This window comes from Streptomyces sp. NPDC050508 (assembly GCF_040655155.1).
Taxonomy (GTDB): Bacteria; Actinomycetota; Actinomycetes; order Streptomycetales; family Streptomycetaceae; genus Streptomyces.
In genome coordinates this window covers 130,581-150,709 of record NZ_JBFAJJ010000017.1, presented here as the reverse complement: position 1 = coordinate 150,709, position 20,129 = coordinate 130,581, and the positions used below count along the sequence as shown (strand labels likewise).

The 20,129-nt window shown below is 69.6% G+C and carries 17 protein-coding genes; 13 read left to right on the top strand and 4 right to left on the bottom strand.

The window, feature by feature from the left end; translation table 11 throughout:
• Window positions 1-24: 24 nt before the first annotated feature.
• Both AB0I69_RS37905 and AB0I69_RS37900 read right to left on the bottom strand, forming a co-directional pair.
• Window positions 25-1,362, bottom strand: coding sequence for a polysialyltransferase family glycosyltransferase (locus AB0I69_RS37905; RefSeq protein WP_363100285.1), 1,338 nt, complete (start codon window positions 1,360-1,362; stop codon window positions 25-27).
• Window positions 1,359-2,336 carry a glycosyltransferase family 2 protein gene (locus tag AB0I69_RS37900; RefSeq protein WP_363100361.1) on the bottom strand — a complete coding sequence of 326 codons (978 nt, stop codon included), beginning with the start codon at window positions 2,334-2,336 and terminating at the stop codon, window positions 1,359-1,361. Before AB0I69_RS37900 ends, AB0I69_RS37905 begins: the two co-directional genes overlap by 4 nt.
• 198 nt (window positions 2,337-2,534) lie before the next feature.
• Here AB0I69_RS37900 and AB0I69_RS37895 point away from each other — a divergent pair, with 198 nt between their 5' ends.
• From AB0I69_RS37895 to AB0I69_RS37875, 5 genes are all read left to right on the top strand, one after another.
• The gene (locus AB0I69_RS37895; RefSeq protein ID WP_363100284.1) at window positions 2,535-3,845 is read left to right on the top strand and encodes a DUF6716 putative glycosyltransferase; all 1,311 of its coding nucleotides are present in this window, start codon (window positions 2,535-2,537) and stop codon (window positions 3,843-3,845) included.
• A gap of 62 nt (window positions 3,846-3,907) precedes the next feature.
• Window positions 3,908-5,209 carry an N-acylneuraminate cytidylyltransferase gene (locus AB0I69_RS37890; RefSeq protein ID WP_363100360.1) on the top strand — a complete coding sequence of 434 codons (1,302 nt, stop codon included), beginning with the start codon at window positions 3,908-3,910 and terminating at the stop codon, window positions 5,207-5,209.
• 14 nt (window positions 5,210-5,223) lie between these two features.
• Complete coding sequence (locus AB0I69_RS37885) at window positions 5,224-6,162, top strand: N-acetylneuraminate synthase family protein (RefSeq protein WP_363100283.1); 939 nt, start codon at window positions 5,224-5,226, stop codon at window positions 6,160-6,162.
• 60 nt (window positions 6,163-6,222) lie between these two features.
• Complete coding sequence (locus tag AB0I69_RS37880) at window positions 6,223-7,311, top strand: hypothetical protein (protein ID WP_363100282.1); 1,089 nt, start codon at window positions 6,223-6,225, stop codon at window positions 7,309-7,311.
• Window positions 7,312-7,395: 84 nt separating this feature from the next.
• The gene (locus AB0I69_RS37875; protein WP_363100281.1) at window positions 7,396-7,941 is read left to right on the top strand and encodes a hypothetical protein; all 546 of its coding nucleotides are present in this window, start codon (window positions 7,396-7,398) and stop codon (window positions 7,939-7,941) included.
• On the opposite strand, the gene AB0I69_RS37870 is transcribed toward AB0I69_RS37875, so the two are convergent.
• The gene (locus tag AB0I69_RS37870) at window positions 7,917-8,597 is read right to left on the bottom strand and encodes a class I SAM-dependent methyltransferase (RefSeq protein ID WP_363100280.1); all 681 of its coding nucleotides are present in this window, start codon (window positions 8,595-8,597) and stop codon (window positions 7,917-7,919) included. The two genes, AB0I69_RS37875 and AB0I69_RS37870, sit on opposite strands and share 25 nt — an antisense overlap.
• 231 nt (window positions 8,598-8,828) lie before the next feature.
• On the opposite strand from AB0I69_RS37870, the gene AB0I69_RS37865 reads away from it, so the two are divergent.
• The 8 genes from AB0I69_RS37865 (at window position 8,829) to AB0I69_RS37830 (ending at window position 18,741) form a co-directional block, all read left to right on the top strand.
• Entirely contained in the window at window positions 8,829-10,067 is a 1,239-nt protein-coding gene (locus AB0I69_RS37865; protein WP_363100279.1) for a M20 family metallopeptidase, read from the top strand.
• Between the two features lie 234 nt (window positions 10,068-10,301).
• Window positions 10,302-11,384 carry a BMP family ABC transporter substrate-binding protein gene (locus tag AB0I69_RS37860; protein ID WP_363100278.1) on the top strand — a complete coding sequence of 361 codons (1,083 nt, stop codon included), beginning with the start codon at window positions 10,302-10,304 and terminating at the stop codon, window positions 11,382-11,384.
• Window positions 11,385-11,612: 228 nt separating this feature from the next.
• Window positions 11,613-12,671, top strand: a complete 1,059-nt coding sequence (locus AB0I69_RS37855) for a BMP family ABC transporter substrate-binding protein (protein ID WP_363100277.1) — start codon at window positions 11,613-11,615, stop codon at window positions 12,669-12,671.
• A 267-nt stretch (window positions 12,672-12,938) separates the two neighbouring features.
• Window positions 12,939-14,576: an ABC transporter ATP-binding protein gene (locus AB0I69_RS37850; RefSeq protein ID WP_363100359.1), complete on the top strand. Its 1,638-nt coding sequence runs from the start codon at window positions 12,939-12,941 to the stop codon at window positions 14,574-14,576.
• On the top strand, window positions 14,573-15,700 hold the full coding sequence (locus AB0I69_RS37845; protein ID WP_363100275.1) for an ABC transporter permease: 1,128 nt from the start codon (window positions 14,573-14,575) through the stop codon (window positions 15,698-15,700). Before AB0I69_RS37850 ends, AB0I69_RS37845 begins: the two co-directional genes overlap by 4 nt.
• Window positions 15,697-16,959 carry an ABC transporter permease gene (locus tag AB0I69_RS37840; RefSeq protein WP_363100274.1) on the top strand — a complete coding sequence of 421 codons (1,263 nt, stop codon included), beginning with the start codon at window positions 15,697-15,699 and terminating at the stop codon, window positions 16,957-16,959. Before AB0I69_RS37845 ends, AB0I69_RS37840 begins: the two co-directional genes overlap by 4 nt.
• On the top strand, window positions 16,956-17,366 hold the full coding sequence (locus AB0I69_RS37835) for a cytidine deaminase (protein ID WP_363100273.1): 411 nt from the start codon (window positions 16,956-16,958) through the stop codon (window positions 17,364-17,366). The genes AB0I69_RS37840 and AB0I69_RS37835 overlap by 4 nt, the downstream gene beginning before the upstream one ends.
• 97 nt (window positions 17,367-17,463) lie before the next feature.
• Window positions 17,464-18,741, top strand: a complete 1,278-nt coding sequence (locus tag AB0I69_RS37830; RefSeq protein WP_363100358.1) for a thymidine phosphorylase — start codon at window positions 17,464-17,466, stop codon at window positions 18,739-18,741.
• A gap of 424 nt (window positions 18,742-19,165) precedes the next feature.
• Here the strand turns inward: AB0I69_RS37830 and AB0I69_RS37825 are convergent, their stop codons facing one another.
• Window positions 19,166-20,086: an AEC family transporter gene (locus tag AB0I69_RS37825; RefSeq protein ID WP_363100272.1), complete on the bottom strand. Its 921-nt coding sequence runs from the start codon at window positions 20,084-20,086 to the stop codon at window positions 19,166-19,168.
• Between the last annotated feature and the right edge of the window lie 43 nt (window positions 20,087-20,129).

The following is a 20,129-nucleotide window of genomic DNA, read 5'->3' as shown; positions in this document are numbered from 1 at the left end:
CCGGCCCGTCGGGGGAGTCGGGTGTCAGCGGCTCACGGTCCGCTTCAGCAGGCGGGCCCGCCGGGCGACCCGGCGCACGGTCGCGTTGCGCGGGATGAACGCGAGCTGGGCCGGTACCGCGCCGGGCAGTGCCAGCGAGGTGAGGCGCTTGCGCTTGAAGTAGCGCCAGGTGTGCGAGTCGAGCCGCCGGGTCAGATAGGCCTCGGCGGCCGGGCGCAGCTGCGGGTAGATCTTCGGCTGCATCGCGTAACCGACCGCCTGGACCAGTTCGTTGAGCGCCGTCACGTCCATGCCCGGGCGCTGCTCGGTGACCGCGGCACGGTCCGACAGCTCGGGCAGCAGCGCGTCGACGATCGTCACCGGCACCCGGTTGCTGTTCTCGTACGGCGTCAGCCGGTCCAGCAGCGTGGACGTGCCGACGCGGGCCACCGGGAGGCCGTAGAGTGCGCCGGCGGTGAGCAGGGCCGTGGAGAAGCAGCCGACGACCAGGACGGGGCGCAGCCGCTGGTAGAGGACCTCGGCGAGGACCGGGGTGTCGAGGACCGTGAGGTCGGCGCCGAGCTTCTCGGCCTCCTGCTCCAGCGCGCGCGACCAGCGGGCCGGTGCCGAGGGGTGCGGCTTGAACACCACGCGGGTGTGGCCGAGTTGGACCACGCCCCGCAGCATCCGGACGTGGAGGTCCTCCTCCTCCTCGGCGGTGAGGATGTCGAGCGCGGAGAGGTACTGGCCGAGCAGCAGGGCGGGTTCGTCGGGGAGTGCGGGCAACTCCTCGGCGGTGTCGCCGAGTTCGGACAGCACCTTCACGAAGGCGTCGGTCGGGACGAGCTCCGGCTCGACGCCGAACTCGGTGAGGAGCAGCGGGACCAGGCCCGGCACCAGGTCCAGGTGGAGCAGGCGGTCCACCCGGGTGCCGACCAGCGGGTCGATCTTGTTGCGGGTCGGGCCGTAGCTCATCAGGCCGTCGGCGTAGACGGTGACGGGGGCGCCGGTGAAGATCTGGGAGACGCCGATCGCCGGGTTGACCTGGATCGACTCGACGGCCAGTTCCACGTCGTCGTCGCCGAGGTTCCACAGGAGCCGCAGATGCCGCTCCCACATCGGGACGTCGTCGAGGCGCGGGCCCCAACCGCCGGGGTGGAAGGGGGAGATGGTCTCGTTCCACGACAGCACGTCGTCGAAGCGTTCCCGCAGCCGCTCGAAGCCGGGCGCCTCGTCGAGGCCGGGCGTGGTCTCGGGCGTCGCCGCGTTGTTGCAGACCAGGAGGATGCGCCGGTCCGCCGGGCGGAAGCAGTCGGAGTCGAGGGCGGCGGCGAGCGTGGCGGTGCCGTACAGCGTCGACGCCAGGAAGATCTGGGTGGTCACGCGGCGGCCCCCGCGGCGGCGGGACGGCGGCGCAGTCGGCGCAGCCTCGTCGCGCGCTGGATGTCCATGGAGTCGAGCGCCTCGTCCACCACGTCCTGCGGCATACGCCGCAGCGCGACGGCGCTCATCGACTTCAGTTTTCTCGCCACCGCCGGCTCGAACCTTTCGATGGATCCCAGATGATGGGAAATGATTGCGCAATATGTGCGAACGGCTTTGGGGAGCAGTTTGTCCGCGTCCCGGTCCTGTGCCGTTTCCTCGATGACCTGGTCGAACGCGCGAATGAAATCGAGTTGGCGGACATCCCCGATCTGGGTGAGCGAGGAGGCGACCCCGCGCCGGTAGAAGACGCCGAGCAGGTTCACCGCGGCGAACGATTCCGCCTCCCGGTGCAGTTTCCAGATCCACGGCCGGTCCTCGGCCGTGCGCAGCCCGTCGGTGAAGTGGAGCAGGCCGCGGTCGACCAGCCTGCGGTGGTAGATCCCCGCCCAGGCGTACGCGTAGTCGACGGAGGTGGACCGGTCGGCGGGCAGGATCGCCTCGCGCGGATTCATCACGACCCCGCGCCGACCGTGCGGCACGCGGTTGATGGTGCGGGCCCGCGCGGTGCACTGGACATGGTCCGTGCGCACGAAGTCGCAGCCCAACTCCTCGATGGCGTCCACCAGTTGGGGGAAGTAACCGGGGGCGAGCCAGTCGTCCCCGTCGAGGAACGTCAGATACTCCCCCCGGGCCTTGTCGATCCCGGTGTTGCGCGCGGTCGCCAGTCCTCCGTTCTTCTCGTGTCGGACATGCACCGCGCCTGGCAACTCGCGCTCCGCACGCGCGAGAATGTCGGGTGTCCCGTCGCGCGAGCAGTCGTCGACGAGAATGAATTCGAAGTCCGCGCGCGCGTTCGCCCGCAGGCTCTTGAGCGTGTCGGGCGCGTATTGCTGCACGTTGTAGAACGGCACGATGACGGAGAGCTTGACCACGCAGACGACGTTAGGTGGCCGTCCGCCATCCGTCTTTACCTTCACCTTGATATTGGATGAACGCCACGTGGCGAACCTATGAAGCGGGTAGGTTTTCGCGCCCAGGGCGCCCCGATTCGCCATTCGGAGGCGTGCTGTTAACCGTCTGTTGCCTTCTGGTTGGGCCGAACAACGGAATGGCTTCCTAGCGTCTTCGGTGTGCCAGCAAGTGCAACGCAGACCCTGCGAGTCGCCGTCCTCGCGGATTCCGACACCCGGTGGAAATGGGGTTCGCTCACCGCGAACCGCATCGCTCCGCCGAATTCGGACATCTCTCTGGACGGATACCTCCTGCGGGGTCGTGCCACCCCAACAGCCCGCCAGCTGAAGGAAGTCGGCGTCACCGCGGACTCCCTCCGCGAGGTGACCGCCGTCGAGTTCCTGCGCGCCATGGAGAAGGAGCCGTACGACCTCCTGGTCCTCTCCCTCGTCGGCGGCGGGGTCCAGGCGATGCTGCACGGACTGGCGCGGGCCTGGGACGGACGCACCGAGCGCCCTGTGGTCGTCACCGGCTATGTCGGCGTCGTCTACGAGAAGCTCGCCGACGGCCTGCTGCTGCGGCACGGCGCGGACCTCGTCCTCGCCAACTCCCGCCAGGACGCGGACCGTTTCAAGGCCGTCTACGACGGGGTCGGCGCCGACTCCTCGGCGGTCACCGAGGTCGCCCTGCCGTTCCTCGGCGGAGACACCTACACCGGCGAGCACGACCCGTACACGGTCGTCTTCGCCGTGCAGCCCTCGGTGCCCGACAACCGCCGGGACCGCGACTACCTGCTCAACAGGGCGATCCAGCACGCCCGTTTCCACCCCAACCGCGAGGTCCTCCTCAAGCTGCGCTCCAAGCCCGGCGAACACACCACGCACATCGAGGAGTTGCCCTACCAGAAGCTGGTCCAGGGCAAGGACCTCCCCGCCAACTTCCGCCTGGTGTACGGGCACATGGGCGAAGTGCTCGACCGCACCGACCTCCTGGTGACCATCAGCTCGACGGCCGCCCTGGAGTCCCTGCACCGCAGTATCCCCACCGTCGTGCTGACCGACCTCGGCATCCGCGAAGGGCTCGGCAACCACCACTTCGTGGGCTCCGGGTGCCTCGCCTCCTGGGACCAGCTCGACGCCGGGTACAAGCCGGTGCCGGACGCGGAGTGGGTGGCCCGGCAGGGCGTTGCCGCCGACGGATCGTACGAGACGGCCTTCGACGCGGCCCGCGAGCGCATCGCCAAGCTGCTGGCAGGGGACGGGATGCCGGCCCTCACCCCCTACTACACGCCCGAGACCGCCCCCGGCTATCTGCCCGGCATCCTCGCCCGCCACCACCTCGGCCCGGACGGCACCCCGCTGCCCGGCGCCCCGGCCGCGGACAAGGAGCCCGGTCCCGTCCGGCAGATCGTGCGCCGGGCCGCGCGCGGCGCCTACCGCCACGGAGTGCAGCGCGTGGCGCCCGTCATCCGCCGGATGGGGGAGCTGTGAACGCCAGAGCCGCGAACGCCAAGACTTCCGCTCAAGGAGCACATCCCATGGGAGTAGAGCCCATGTCCAACTCGCAAGCAGGTCAAGGCGCTTCGGTGCGCCGGGTGCTCGCGGTGATCCCCGCGCGCGGCGGCTCCAAGGGCGTCCCCGCCAAGAACCTCGCCCCTGTCGGCGGAGTACCGCTGGTGGCCCGCGCCGTACGTGAGTGCCGCGCCAGCCGGCTGGTCACGGACGTGGTCGTCTCCACCGACGACCAGGCCATCGCCGCCGCCGCCCGCCAGGCCGGCGCCGAGGTCGTGCTGCGGCCCGCCGCCATCGCCGGTGACACCGCGACCTCCGAGGCCGCCGTCCTGCACGCCATGGACGCCCACGAGGCGCTGCACGGCGCGGCCGTCGACGTGGTCCTGCTCGTGCAGTGCACCAGCCCCTTCATCGTCCGCGAGGACGTCGACGGCATCGTCAACGCGATCGTCGCGAACGGCGCCGACACCGCCCACACCGTCGCCCCCTTCCACGGCTTCGTGTGGCGCGACGCCGACGACGAGGCGACGACGGTCGTCGAGCCGACCCGCACGGGTGAGGTCGGGGGCGCCACGAAGGTCGCCAACCCCCCTGTCACCAGCGGCGGTTACGGCGTCAACCACGACAAGTCCTTCCGCCCGCGCCGCCAGGACCGCCCCCAGGACTTCCTGGAGACCGGCGCCGTCTACGGCATGGACGCGGCCGGCTTCCGCAAGGTCGGCCACCGCTTCTTCGGCCGCACGGAACTCGTACGGACCGACCCCGCCCGCGTGTTGGAGATCGACGATCCCCACGAGCTGGCCAGGGCAAGGGCGTTGGCCCCGCTCTTCGACGCGGACCGCCCCGGCTCACTCCCGACCGCCGACGACATCGACGCGGTCGTACTCGACTTCGACGGCACCCAGACCGACGACAGGGTGCTGATCGATTCCGACGGACGCGAGTTCGTCTCCGTGCACCGCGGAGACGGCCTCGGCATCGCGGCCCTGCGCAAGACCGGCCTGAAGATGCTGATCCTGTCCTCGGAGCAGAACCCGGTCGTCGCCGCCCGGGCCCGGAAGCTCCAACTCCCGGTCCTGCACGGCATCGACCGGAAGGACCTCGCACTCAAGCAGTGGTGCGAGGAGCAGGGCATCGCGCCGGAGCGCGTGCTCTACGTCGGCAACGACGTCAACGACCTCCCGTGCTTCGCCCTCGTGGGCTGGCCCGTGGCGGTCGCGAGCGCCCACGACGTCGTACGCGGCGCCGCACGCGCGGTCACCACCGTGCCCGGTGGCGACGGCGCTGTCCGAGAGATCGCCAGCTGGATCCTCGGCCCCTCTCTCGATTCCCTCACCAAGTAAGGAAACCCGCTGTCATGAGCAACAACTCCCGTCTGCGCCAGTTCGGTTCGAAGACCGCAGGCCCCGGCCACCCCGTCTACGTCGTCGGCGAGATCGGCATCAACCACAACGGTGAGCTGGAGAACGCCTTCAAGCTGATCGACGCCGCCGCCGAAGCCGGCTGCGACGCCGTCAAGTTCCAGAAGCGCACCCCGGAGATCTGCACCCCGCGCGACCAGTGGGACATCGAGCGCGACACCCCCTGGGGCCGCATGACCTACATCGACTACCGCCACCGCGTGGAGTTCGGCGAGGACGAGTACCGCCAGATCGACGAGTACGCCAAGTCCAAGAACATCGACTGGTTCGCCTCCCCGTGGGACACCGAGGCCGTCGCCTTCCTGGAGAAGTTCGACGTCCCGGCCCACAAGGTCGCCTCCGCCTCCCTCACGGACGACGAGCTCCTGCGCTCCCTCCGCGCGACCGGCCGTACGGTCATCCTCTCCACCGGCATGTCGACGCCGAAGCAGATCCGCCACGCGGTAGAGGTCCTCGGCTCGGACAACATCCTGATGTGCCACGCCACTTCGACGTACCCGGCGCAGGCCGAGGAGCTCAACCTCCGCGTCATCAACACCCTCCAGGCCGAGTACCCCAACGTCCCGATCGGCTACTCCGGCCACGAGACGGGCCTGCAGACCACCCTCGCCGCGGTCGCGCTCGGTGCCACCTTCGTCGAGCGTCACATCACCCTCGACCGCGCCATGTGGGGCTCGGACCAGGCCGCCTCCGTCGAGCCGCAGGGCCTGACCCGCCTCGTCCGCGACATCCGCACCATCGAGGCCTCCCTCGGCGACGGCGTCAAGAAGGTCTACGACTCGGAGCTCGGCCCGATGAAGAAGCTGCGCCGCGTCAACGGCGTCGTCGCCGAGGCGGAGATCGCCGCGGCAGCGGGCGAGCCGGTCTCGGTCTGAGTCTGAGCCATTAAGAGCCAGCGCCAGCGTCACTTACGGTCACGGGACGGTCGTACGACAATGAGCCCCCACGCCGGCACCGCCGGCCTCACCCCCCACACTCTCGCGTTCGTGGAGAGTCCGGTACAGCTTCTGAACGTGCTGGAGTGGGCGCACCTCCGTGCGCTCCGGGCCGAGGAGGCACCCGGCGGGGGGCTCACCCTCGTGGTCCTGTCACCGACCGACCCGATGACCCGCGGCCAGTTGCGCCGCATGGCCGACCTGGCCCGCGACGAGGGCCACACCGTGCGCTGGGAGGAGGCGCGGGGCGGACCCTCGGCCCCCTTCCAGACCATCGGCGGCCTGACACGACTCCTCCGCCGGGCGGACCGGATCGTCATGGGCGACCCGTTCTCCCGCTACGTACAACTCCTGCTGACCATCACCAAGGCACGTGAGCTGGTCGTGGTCGACGACGGCACGGCGACGATGGAGTTCGTCGCCCAACTCGCCAGCGGGGAACGCCTGGTGCGCTGGCACCGCAAGGGCGGACGCCCCGGACCGCGCGACCTGATCTTCGCTCCGGTGTCGTCCTCGGCCCGCCGCCGCCTCACGCCCAGCGCCCGCCGCAAGGTGGAGATCTTCTCCTCCATGCCGATCGAGACCACCCCCGAGGGCGTCACGATCACGGCGAACGAGTTCGCCTGGACCCGCGCCACCTTCGGCCCGCCCCGTATCACCAAGGGCGCGGACATGGTCGGCACGTCGCTCGTCGAGACGGGCGTGGTGGATGTCGACCGCTACCTGGAGGCGGTGGCCGCACTCGCCAAGACCCACGGCGCGACCCGCTACTTCGCCCACCGCCGCGAAAGCACGGAGAAACTCCACCGGTTGGCGGTTGAGACGGGCCTGGAGATCGTCCGCCCGGACCTCCCACTGGAACTGATCGCCCGCCGGGGTCCCATCGGCCGCACGATCCTCAGCTTCCCGTCAACCGTGGTCCACACCTTGCCGCTGGCCTTGGTGGGCACGGAAGTTCGGGTCGCGGTGTGCGACATCGACCCCGCGTGGCTGACCGAGAATGCCTCGCCCCGGGCGCAGGGGTTCCTGTCGGGGGTCACGGGGACGGCGCGGGACGTGCATCGCTTGTCGGCGGTGACGGCCGCGTAAGGCGTAAGGCGGTCCGGGTGGAGCCAACCACAGGCCGCGCCCGGCGCAGGACGGGTCCCCTGGTTCCAGGTCGAGGCCGATCCTGTGACGGCCGAACGGCCGCTCCCCGTCCAGCCGTTCCTGCGCCATGCCCAGGACGTGACGGCGCGGATCGGCACGGTGCGGCTCGCCGCGGTGCAGGTGCTGCTGCCGGTACAGGGGATCGACCCGGCGGCACGGCCGGCCTACGCCGCCGTACCGTCCCTGCGGACCGTCGAGTGGTTCGGTGAGCGCGACCCGGCGGCCAGGACCCCGGTGGACGTCCGCATCAACAGCGGGCGCGATCCGGTGATCCCGGCCGTCGCGCGTCAACTCGTCCAGGATCTGCGGGACTTGGACCAGGGCGTGTTCACGTGCGGGGACCACGAGGTCACCGTGCGGGGCGACGCCCTTTTGCCGCCGCCGTTCCGCGACAGCTTCTGGACCGGCCCGCCCCTGCACGGCACGACACTGCGCGGTGACCTCACCGAGTGGTCCTGCGACGCGGTCGGCTGGCCGGCCGTGGCCGTCGCCGACTGTGCCGCCCGGCTCGGGGTGAGGTCACCCCTGCTGTTCACCGTCGGCGCTCAGGCGGAACCCGTCGGCTTCTGAGCCAGCGCGAAGGCGCGCCCCCACCTCTGCTGGCCCTGGGGCTCGACGCGGGCCTGGGCGTACAGGCTCAGGCCCGCCTCCGTGAGGGACGTGGCGACCTCGGCCGGGGTGCGGAAGTAGTAGTCGAGCGCGATGTCCAGGCCGTAGCGCTCCGTCATGTGGATGTGCTCGCCCTCCGAGGCCTGGAACGCGAGCAGGACGTAGCCCCCGGGGCGCAGGACCCGGTGGAACTCGGCGAAGACGCCGGGCAGGCGGTCGTCCGGGATGTGGATCGTCGAGTAGAGGGCGATCAACCCGCCGAGGGTCCCGTCCGGTACGTCCAGGGACGTCATCGAGCCCACCTCGAACCGGAGTTGGGGATGCGCCTCGCGGGCCAGCGCCACCATGTGCGGCGAGATGTCGATGCCGAAGGCGGGGAGGCCCAGGGCGTTGAGCCGCGCCGTCACATATCCGGGCCCGCTGCCCACGTCGGCCACCGGTGCCTCGCCCGACGCCGTACGGACGAGCTCGGCGAAGGCGGTCAGCAGGCCCGATTCGACGGGGCCCTCGCCCAGACCGTCGGGGTGTTCGGCGCTGTACGCGGGCGCGATCGTGTCGTAGGAGGAGCGGGTGGACTCTATGAAGTCCGCGGTCAGGGCCGCGTTCGGGTCGGTCACGACGGCGGACCCTACCAAGGGACACGTTGCGTGACCGTGTCCGTGATGCGGACGGGGCGAGCCGTGCTGTGGTGAGGCGTGGTATCCCAGAAGGAACGGGGAGTGTACCCATCCCCGTAAGCAGCTATGCGGCCGACGGTCAGATTTTCTTCGACTAACGGGTTGAACTTTTGTTGATCGAGGGTCAGTTGACCACCCGGGCGCCCTACCCTTCAGAGGGTGAAGCAATTGATGTCACCAGAGTCCGAGGAATCCGAGGCAGAGTCCGAGGCCGAATCCGTCGGGAATGTGCTCCCGGGCACCCTGCCGGAGGCCTTGCGTGCCGAACTCGTCGCGTTCCGGCGTGACTTGCACATGCACCCCGAGCTGGGCAATCAGGAGTTCCGGACCACCGCCGCGATCAAGGAACGGCTGGAAGCCGCCGGTCTCGAACCGCGCGTCCTCGCCATCGGCACCGGCCTCGTCTGTGACATCGGGCCGCGTGACAGCGCCGTACCCATGCTCGCGCTGCGCGCCGACATCGACGCCCTGCCCATCCCGGACACGAAGAGTGAGTGCGCGTACCGCTCCACCGTGCCCGACCGTGCCCACGCCTGCGGCCACGACATCCACACCACCGTCGTGCTGGGCGCCGGTCTCGTGCTCGCCCGGCTGCACGAGCAGGGCCTCCTGCCGCGTGCCGTACGGCTGCTCTTCCAGCCCGCGGAGGAGGTCCTGCCCGGCGGTGCTGCCGACGCCATCGAGTGCGGGGTGCTGGAGGGTGTGGGGCGGATCATCGCCGTGCACTGCGACCCCAAGGTGGACAGCGGGCGGATCGGGCTGCGGGTCGGACCCATCACCTCCGCCTGCGACCGCCTGGAGGTCTCCCTGGACGGACCGGGCGGCCACACGGCCCGGCCGCACCTGACCACCGACCTGGTGACAGCCGCCGCCCGCGTCGCCACCGACGTGCCCGCGATCGTCTCCCGCCGGATGGACGCGCGCAGCGGGGTCTCCGTGACCTGGGGGCGCATCGAGTCCGGCCACGCGCCCAACGTCATCCCGCAGCACGCCGAGCTGTCGGGGACCGTACGGTGTCTCGATCTCGACGCCTGGCGGCAGGCGCCCGACATCGTGCACGCGGCGATCGACGAGGTCGCCGGGCTCCACCGGGCCAAGTCCGCGATCAACTACGTGCGCGGGGTGCCGCCCGTGGTGAACGACGCGCACGTCACCGAGCTGCTGCGGGACGCCATGATCGCCCGCCGCGGCCCGCTCTCCGTCGAGGACACCGAGCAGAGCCTGGGCGGCGAGGACTTCTCCTGGTACCTGGAGCACGTGCCCGGCGCCATGGCCCGGCTGGGCGTGCGGACACCGGGCGAGCGGACCGTACGGGACCTCCACCAGGGCGACTTCGACGCCGACGAGTCCGCGATCACGGCCGGCGTGGAGCTGTTCACCGCCGCCGCGCTGATCGACGGCGCGATCTGAACACGACGGGGGCGCAGGGGTGCCCGTTCGGTACCCCTACGTCCCCTTGTGTCACCCGGGTGTAACCACCGGCGCGTGAACGTAACGCGGCGGCGGCACGATCCGGTAACGGCAAGGAGAAACCCCGTTCCCCTCCTCGTCTACGCGCGTTACTGTGCGCGGAAATCGCCACAGAGGCGGCGGCTTGGGGAAGCGGTCCGGTGACGGTGCCGTGGGGACGAAGGAGTGCTTGCTGTGCGTCAGACATCTCGGAGGACGAAGTTCTCCCAAGCTGCGGTGGCCGTCACGGTCATCGCCCTCGCGGCCACCGCGTGCGGTAGCTCCAGCAAGACCGCCGACAAGGCGAGCGGCAGCAACTCGTCCTCGTCCGGCAAGTACACCGGCAAGGGCATCGGCCTCGCCTACGACGTCGGCGGCAAGGGCGACCAGTCCTTCAACGACGCCGCGTACGCCGGTTTCCAGAAGGCCGAGAAGGAGTTCAAGCTCACCGGCCGCGACATCGAGCCGCAGGACAACGAGTCCGACGCGGACAAGGTGCAGCGCCTGGAGAGCCTGGCCACGGCCGGCTACAACCCGGTGATCGGTGTCGGCTTCGCCTACGCGCCGGCCGTCAAGGAGGCCGCGGCGAAGTTCCCGAACATCACCTTCGGCATCATCGACGACGAGCAGGACCAGGCCGCCAACGTGGCCGACCTCGTCTTCCACGAGGAGCAGTCCTCGTACCTGGCGGGTGTCGCCGCGGCCAAGGCCACCAAGAAGAACCACATCGGCTTCATCGGTGGCGTGGACGTCCCCCTCATCCACAAGTTTGAGGCCGGCTTCGACCAGGGCGCCAAGTCCGTCAACCCGAGCATCAAGATCGAGTCGCAGTACCTGACGCAGACCGCGGCCCAGGGCGGCTTCTCCAGCCCCGACAAGGGCAAGGACGCGGCGAGCGGCCAGATCGACGCGGGCGCGGACGTCATCTACGCCGCCGCCGGTCTGTCCGGCCAGGGCGTCATCTCCGAAGCCTCCGCCAAGGGCGTGTGGGCCATCGGTGTGGACTCCGACCAGTACAACCAGAAGGCGCTCGCCAAGTACAAGGACTCCATCCTCGGCTCGGCCCTGAAGAACGTCGGCGGCGCGGTCTACGACCTGGTGAAGTCGGTCTACGAGGGCAAGCCCAAGACCGGCGTGATCCGCTACGGCCTCGACAACGACGGCGTCGGCTTCGCCGACTCCAACCCGAAGTACAAGGCCATGACCGCCGCCGTGGCCGCGGTGGACAAGGCGAAGGCGGACATCGTCTCCGGCAAGATCACGGTCAACACGAAGTAGTACGACGCTCCATGACGAGGGTCTTCGACTAGCCCCTCCGGGCATCGTTGCAGCCAGGCGCCCCTTGCTTCCCGCAAGGGGCGCTCGGCTGTCCGTACGCTGGCCACCATCTGTGGCCACAGCTCTATAACGGACCGGACAGATGGGGTTTTCCCTCTGGTCTACGCGCGTTACGCTGCGGCGGAACCAGCGCCTGGTTTGGGCGCTTGCACGAAGGAGTCTCGTTCCATGCGCCGGGTGTCCCGAATCGCGGTTGCAGGCGTTGCAACCGCAGCTCTTGCAGTAACCGTCTCCGCCTGCGGCAGCTCGTCCAGCGAGTCCAGCTCCAGCAGCAGCAGTTCCGGCACGTCCAAGGGTATTGGTCTTGCCTACGACGTCGGCGGCAAGGGTGACCAGTCCTTCAACGACGCCGCCTACGCGGGTCTGGTGAAGGCCGAGAAGGAGTTCGGCGTCAGCGGCCGTGACGTCGAGCCGCAGGACAACGAGTCCGACGCGGACAAGGTGCAGCGCCTGGAGACCCTCGCCAGGTCCGGCTACAACCCGGTGATCGGTGTCGGCTTCGCCTACGCCCCCGCCGTCAAGGAAGCCGCCGCGAAGTTCCCGAAGATCACCTTCGGCATCATCGACGACAACACCATCACGGCCTCGAACGTGGCCGACATGGTCTTCCACGAGGAGCAGTCCTCGTACCTGGCCGGCGTCACCGCCGCGCTGACCACGAAGTCGAACACGGTCGGCTTCGTCGGCGGCGTGGACGTCCCGCTGATCCACAAGTTCGAGGCGGGCTTCGAGCAGGGCGTCAAGGACACCAAGAAGGGTGTCACGGTCAAGGCGCAGTACCTGACCCAGACCCCCGCCCAGGGCGGCTTCGCCAGCCCCGACAAGGGCGAGGCCGCGGCCGACGGTCAGATCGAGGCCGGCGCGGACGTGGTCTTCGCGGCCGCCGGTCTCTCCGGCCAGGGCGTCATCAAGTCCGCCGCCGCGCACAAGGTCTGGGCGATCGGTGTCGACTCCGACCAGTACAACCAGGCCGCGCTGGCCAAGTACAAGCCGTACATCCTCACCTCGGCCCTGAAGAACGTCGCGGGCGCGGTCTACGACCTCTCCAAGTCCGTCATCAAGGACAAGAAGCCCCTGAGCGGCGAGATCCGCGGCTCGCTGAGCAACGGCGCGGTCGGCCTGGCCGACTCGAACCCGACCTTCAAGAACAACGCCACCCTGCAGGCCGCCCTCGCGAAGGCCGAGGCGGGCATCAAGGACGGCTCGATCAAGGTCAAGACCTCCTGAACCGTTGGTTCTAGGCCAGTCACGACCATGGCCAAAAGAGCGCTGTAATGACAGCGTTACGGCCACGGAACGGGGTGTGGGGAGGATGTCTGCCCACGCCCCGTTCGCGCGGCAGAATGCTCGGAACGGATCGGATGCCAGACAAAAGACGATCAGGTCCGGGCACTATTTAAAGCAGGGGCGCTACGCGCGTAGAGAGGCCCCTTTCCACGAGGAGAGTTCGCCATCGACGCGTCCAGCAACCCTCCACTCGGCGATCAGTCGACGATCGCGGTCGAGCTGGTGGGGATCACCAAGCGATTCCCGGGGGTCGTCGCCAACAGCGACATCCGCCTCAGTGTCCGCAAAGGCACCGTGCACGCCCTCGTCGGCGAGAACGGCGCCGGCAAGTCGACCCTCATGAAGATCCTCTACGGCATGCAGAAGCCGGACGAGGGCACCATCGCCGTCGACGGCGAGCACGTCACCTTCTCGTCCCCCGCCGACGCCATCGCCCGCGGCATCGGCATGGTCCACCAGCACTTCATGCTCGCCGACAACCTCACCGTCCTGGAGAACGTCGTCCTGGGCAGCGAGAAGCTGCACGGCATCGGCGGCGGCGCCCGCAAGAAGATCAAGGAGATCTCCGACCGCTACGGCCTGAACGTCCGCCCGGACGTCCTGGTCGAGAACCTCGGTGTCGCCGAGCGGCAGCGCGTCGAGATCCTCAAGGTCCTCTACCGCGGCGCCCGCACCCTGATCCTGGACGAGCCCACCGCCGTCCTGGTGCCGCAGGAGGTCGACGCCCTCTTCAGCAACCTGCGCGAGCTGAAGTCCGAGGGCCTCGCGGTCATCTTCATCTCGCACAAGCTGGGCGAGGTCCTCTCGGTCGCCGACGAGATCACGGTCATCCGGCGCGGCACGACCGTCGGCACGGCCGTCCCCTCCGCGACGACCCCCCGCCAGCTCGCCGAGATGATGGTCGGCAGCGAACTCCCCACCCCCGAGACGGCGGAGTCGACGGTCACCGACACCCCCGTCATCGAGGTCGAGGGACTCACCGTCTACGCAGCCGGCGGCGCCTCCCTGGGCGCCGAGTCCGAGCCCGCGGCCGGCGGACTGCTGGGCGACGCGGCCGTCGGCGGCACCGCCAAGCGCGTCCTGGACGACGTCACCTTCACCATCCACGCCGGTGAGGTCATGGGTATCGCCGGCGTCGAGGGCAACGGCCAGACCGAACTGATCGACGCGCTGATCGGCCTGAAGAACGCCGACTCCGGCACGATCGGCTTCCTCGGCGAGGACATCACGTCCTGGGCCACCCGCAAGCGCCGCGAAAAGGGCATCGGCTACATCCCCGAGGACCGCCACCGCCACGGCCTCCTCCTGGAAGCCCCGCTCTGGGAGAACCGCATCCTCGGCCACGTCACCGAGGAACCGAACGCGAAGGGCATCTGGCTCGACATCAAGGGCGCCCAGGCCGACACCCGCCGGATCGTCGAGGAGTACGACGTCCGCACCCCCGGCATCGACGTCACCGCCGCCTCCCTGTCCGGCGGCAACCAGCAGAAGCTGATCGTCGGCCGCGAGATGAGCCACACGCCCAAGTTCCTGATCGCCGCCCACCCCACCCGCGGTGTGGACGTCGGCGCGCAGGCCGCGATCTGGGACCACGTCCGCGCGGCCCGCCGCGAGGGCCTGGCCGTGCTGCTGATCTCCGCCGACCTGGACGAGCTGATCGGCCTGTCGGACACCCTGCGCGTGATCTACGACGGCAGGCTGGTCGCCGACGCCGACCCGGCCACCGTCACACCGGAGGAGCTCGGCTCGGCCATGACCGGCGCCGCGTCCGGTCACCTCGAACACGTCGAAGAGTCCGCAGAAGACGGCGCCGACGACACCGCCCCGGAGGACGAGGCCCGATGAAGAAGTTCGACAAGGAGCGCCTGCTCCTCGCCGTGGCCGGCCCGGTCATGGCGCTGGTCGCCGCGATCCTGCTGACCTCGGTCGTGCTGCTCGCCTCGGGCAAGAACCCGATCGAGCCGTACCACCTGATGCTCCAGCAGATCGGGTACTCGGACGTCCAGGTGCTGATCATCAACCAGGCGTCGATGTACTACATCGCCGCCCTGGCGGTCGCCCTCGGCTTCCGGATGAACCTGTTCAACATCGGCGTCGACGGCCAGTACCGCCTCGGCGCCGTGATGACCGCGGTCGTCGGCGCGCACGTAGCGCTCCCGGCCGTCCTCCAGGTGCCGCTGCTGCTCCTGGTCGCCGTCCTCACCGGCGCCTTCTGGGCCGGAATCGCGGGTGTCCTCAAGGTCACCCGGGGCGTCAGCGAGGTCGTCGCCACGATCATGCTCAACGCGATCGCCACCAGCCTGATCCTCTACCTCACGCAGACCAACACCTGGGGCGTGCAGGTCGGCAACAACATGACGACCGGCATCATGAAGAAGTCCGGCTGGATCCCGGGCATCGACCTGGGCTCGGACGTCGGCGAGATCTACGGCCTGGTCTTCCTCGCCGCGATCATGGGCGTCCTGTACTGGCTCGTCCTCAACCGCACCCGCTTCGGCTTCGACCTGCGCGCCACCGGCGAGTCCGAGTCCGCCGCCGCGGCCTCCGGCGTCGACGCCAAGCGCATGACGCTCACCGCGATGCTGATCTCCGGCGGTGTCGCCGGCCTCGCCGGTCTGCCGCTGCTGCTCGGCGACAGCCACACCTACAGCCTCACCTTCCCCGAGGGCCTCGGCTTCACCGCCATCGGCATCGCCCTCCTCGGCCGCAACAACCCGGGCGGCATCGCGCTGGCCGCCCTCCTCTGGGCCTTCCTCGACAAGGCGTCGCCCGCCCTGGACTACGCGACCCCGGTCGCGTACCAGAAGGAGATCGCGACGATCATGCAGGGCCTGATCGTCTTCGCGGTCGTCATCTCGTACGAGGTCGTCCGCACCTGGGGCCTGCGCCGCCAGCAGAAGCGCGTCGGTGAGGAACTCGCCGCTGCCGCCCGGAACAACTCCGAGAAGAAGGAGGTGGCGGCCCGATGAGTACCGCGACCATCGCCAAGCCGCAGGCGCAGCAGCCCGGCAAGGGCGGCCGCCGTTTCTCGCTCCCCGTGCTCCTGCTGATCATCGCGGGCGCCCTGATCCTCACGTCGATCGTCCGCCTCATCACGGGCGCGGACGGCATCACGTCAACCGGCCAGATGTCCACGGCCCTTCGCGCCGCCGTGCCGATCGGCCTGGCCGGTCTCGGCGGCCTCTGGGCCGAGCGCGCGGGCGTCGTCAACATCGGCCTCGAAGGCATGATGATCCTCGGCACCTGGTTCGGCGCCTGGGCCGGCTACCAGTGGGGCCCGTGGACCGGTGTCGTGTTCGGCATCATCGGCGGCTGCCTCGGCGCGCTGCTGCACGCGATCGCCACGGTGACGTTCAACGTCAACCACATCGTCTCCGGTGTCGCCATCAACATCCTGGCGCTCGGCACCACCCGCTATCTGTCGAAGTTCACCTTCGCCAACACCGAGCAGGGCTCCGCCAAGCAGTCCCCGCCGATCGACTCGCTCGGCACCTTCGACATCCCGGGACTGTCGAGCTGGCTGAACACCCTCAACGAGAAGCACTGGTTCCTGATCTCGGACCTCGCGGGCCTGATCGGCGGCCTGATCACCGACCTCTCCCCGCTCACCGTCATCGCGGTGGCCCTCGTACCTGCCACCTGGTGGGTCCTGTGGCGCACGGCCTTCGGCCTCCGTCTCCGCTCCTGCGGTGAGAACCCGGTGGCCGCCGAGTCCCTCGGCGTCAACGTCTACAAGTACAAGTACATCGCCGTGATCATCTCCGGCGGCTTCGCCGGCCTCGGCGGCGCCTTCCTGTCGATCGTCGCGTCCAACGTCTACCTCGACGGCCAGACCGGCGGCCGCGGCTACATCGGCCTCGCCTCGATGATCTTCGGCAACTGGATGCCGGGCGGACTCGCCCTCGGCGCGGGCCTGTTCGGCTACACCGACAGCCTCAACCTGCGCGGCGGCTCCACCAACGTGCACGCGCTGATCCTGCTGCTCGGCTTCCTGCTGGTCGCGGGCTGCGCGTACATGGTGTGGAAGAAGCGGTACGTCCCCGCCGTCGTCACCGCCGTCCTCGGCGCCCTGATGTTCGTCTGGTACGCCACCACCGACGACGTCCCGACCCAACTGGTCGGCGCCAGCCCCTACATCGTCACCCTGCTGGTGCTCTCGCTCTCCGCGCAGCACCTGCGGATGCCGAAGGCGGACGGCCTGCCGTACCGGAAGGGACAGGGCAAGTGACCTCGCCCGCCGCCGAGTTGTCCGTCGACTGGGACGAACTGCGCACCGAGGCGCGGGAAGCGATGTCCCACGCGTACGCGCCGTACTCGGGCTATCCCGTAGGGGTCGCCGCCCGGGTCGACGACGGCCGCACGGTCTCCGGCTGCAACGTGGAGAACGCGTCGTACGGCCTGGGCCTGTGCGCCGAGTGCGGACTCGTGTCCAACCTCCAGCGCACCGGCGGCGGCCGGCTGACGCACTTCACCTGCGTCGACGGCAAGGGCGACATCCTCGTCCCGTGCGGCCGCTGCCGGCAGCTGTTGTACGAGTTCGGGGGCCCGGGTCTGCTTCTGGACACACCGGCGGGGATCCTCGCGCTCTCGGAGATGCTCCCGCAGGCCTTCGGGCCGGACCATCTCACCAGGTAACTCCCGTGCGGCCCCGCTGAGTTGGCTCATCCCTCTCAGCGGGGCCGCACATTTTCTGAACGTTCGGAAGGAAAGCCAAGCCATGGCGCAAGTCTCGATGGACGCCATCTCCGTCATCCGCACCAAGCGGGACCGCGGTGAGCTCAGCGACGCGCAGATCGACTGGGTCATCGACGCGTACACCCGCGGGGAGGTGGCCGACTACCAGATGGCCGCCCTCAACATGGCGATCCTCCTCAACGGCATGAACCGCCGGGAGATCGCCACCTGGACCGCCGCGATGATCGCCTCCGGCGAGCGCATGGACTTCTCGTCCCTCTCCCGCCCGACGGCAGACAAGCACTCGACGGGCGGAGTGGGCGACAAGATCACGCTCCCCCTGGCCCCGCTGGTCGCGGCCTGCGGCGCAGCGGTCCCCCAGCTCTCCGGCCGAGGCCTCGGCCACACCGGCGGCACCCTCGACAAGCTGGAGTCGATCCCCGGCTGGCGCGCGTTGCTCTCCAACGAGGAGATGCTGCACGTTCTGGACACGACCGGCGCGGTGATCTGCGCGGCGGGCGACGGCCTGGCCCCCGCGGACAAGAAGCTGTACGCGCTGCGGGACGTGACGGGCACGGTCGAGGCGATCCCGCTGATCGCTTCGTCGATCATGTCGAAGAAGATCGCAGAGGGCACCGGCTCCCTGGTCCTGGACGTGAAGGTCGGCACGGGCGCGTTCATGAAGACGATCGAGGACGCGCGGGAGTTGGCGTCGACGATGGTGGGCCTGGGCACGGACCACGGCGTGAAGACGGTAGCGCTGCTGACGGACATGAGTACCCCGCTGGGCCTGACGGCAGGCAACGCCCTCGAAGTCCGCGAATCGGTAGAGGTCCTGGCAGGCGGCGGCCCCTGGGACGTCATCGAGCTGACGATCGCCCTGGCCCGAGAGATGCTCGACGCGGCAGGCGTGAAGGACGCCGACCCGGCGAAGGCCCTGGCCGACGGTTCCGCGATGGACGTCTGGCGCCGCATGATCGCGGCCCAGGGCGGCGACCCGGACGCGGAGTTGCCGGTGGCGCGCGAGCAGCACGTGGTGAAGGCCCCGTCCTCCGGCGTCCTGACCCGCCTCGACGCCTACGACATCGGCATCGCCGCCTGGCGCCTCGGCGCGGGGCGTGCGCGCAAGGAGGACCCGGTGCAGGCGGGCGCGGGAGTGGAAATGCACGCCAAGCCGGGCGACACGGTGACAGCGGGCCAGCCCCTGCTGACGCTGCACACGGATACGCCGGAGCGCTTCGAGTACGCGCTGGAGGCGGTGGAGAGTTCCTACGACATCGGCGCGACGGGGACGAACTTCACGGCTCCGCCGGTGGTGCTGGAGCGCATCGCCTGATCGGTGGTTGGGGCGGGGGAGGGGGCTGGGGCTGGGGCTTGCAGGGCTCCGGCCCCCTTCCGGCTTTCAGGGGTGCGGGGCTGGGCCTTCTCAGGTACTGGGCTCCTTACGGCTTTCAGGGGAGGGGGCTGGGCTTTCGAATCCCGGTCCCCTTCCGGCCTTCAGAGGCGCGGGGAGGCAGCTGGGGCTGACAGGTTCCGGCCCGCTTACGGCTTTTGTGGGCGCAGCGAGGGGGGCTGGGACTTTCGGGTTCCGGCCCTCTACGGCTTTCAGGGGCGCGGGGCCGGGCTTTCGGTTCCGGGCTCGGGTGCCTACCCAGGGCGACGGGGCCGGCCTTTCGATTCCGGCTCCCCCTGCCCACCCAGGGGCGCGGGGAACTGCGCGCCCAGCCACAACCCACCCGCAGACGAAACACAACCCCGCCCTACCCAAGCAGCGCAGCGATCCCCACCAACACCGGCACCGACAGCACCGTGGACAGCAAGATTGAATCCCGGGCCAACCCCTCACCCACGCGATACCGGCTCGCGTACGTGTACAAGTTCTGCGCAGCAGGCAGCGCCGACGTCACCACCACGTCCAGCAGAGCCGCCCCGTGAATCCCGAACACCCCCACCGCCAACACCCAGGCGATCACCGGCTGCCCCACCGACTTCAGGGCAACCGACAACAACACCGGCCACCGCTCGACGCCCCGCGCAGGCATCGCACTGCCCCGCAGGGAAATACCGAACCCGATCAGCACCGCCGGCACTGCCATGTTCCCGATCAGGGTGAGGGGGTTCATCACCGGATCCGGAACACGCACTCCACTCCCCGCCACCACGACCCCGGCAAGAGAACCCACCGCGATCGGGTTCCGCAGCGGCGTGAGCAGCCGTAGCCACAAAGGCCCCTTCTCACCCGCGCCGGACAGATCGAGGATCGTGAGCGCGAGCGGGCTCACCACGACGAGCTGGAACAGCATCACCGGCGCCACGAGCGAGGCATTGCCCAGCACGTACACCGAGATCGGGATGCCGAGGTTGCCGGAGTTGACGTAGCTCGAACACAACGCCCCGATCGTCGTACGGCCCACACCCCAGCCCCGTACGACCCCCACCGTCACGAACACGCCCGCCACCGCCGCCGTGCTCAGCACCGTCACGAGCAGCCAGCTGGAGAAGACCACCGAGAGGTCGGCCCGCGCGAGGGTCGTGAACAGCAGGGCCGGGGACGCCACGTTGAAGGCCAGCTTGGTCAGTACGTCACGGCCGTGTTCGCCGAGGGAACCGCGCCGGCCGATCACATAGCCGACGGCGATGACGACACCGATGACGGCGAAGCCGGTCAGCACCCCCTGCACGGCACCCCCTCGGCAGCGACTTCGGCGCGCGGGAGGCCGTCGG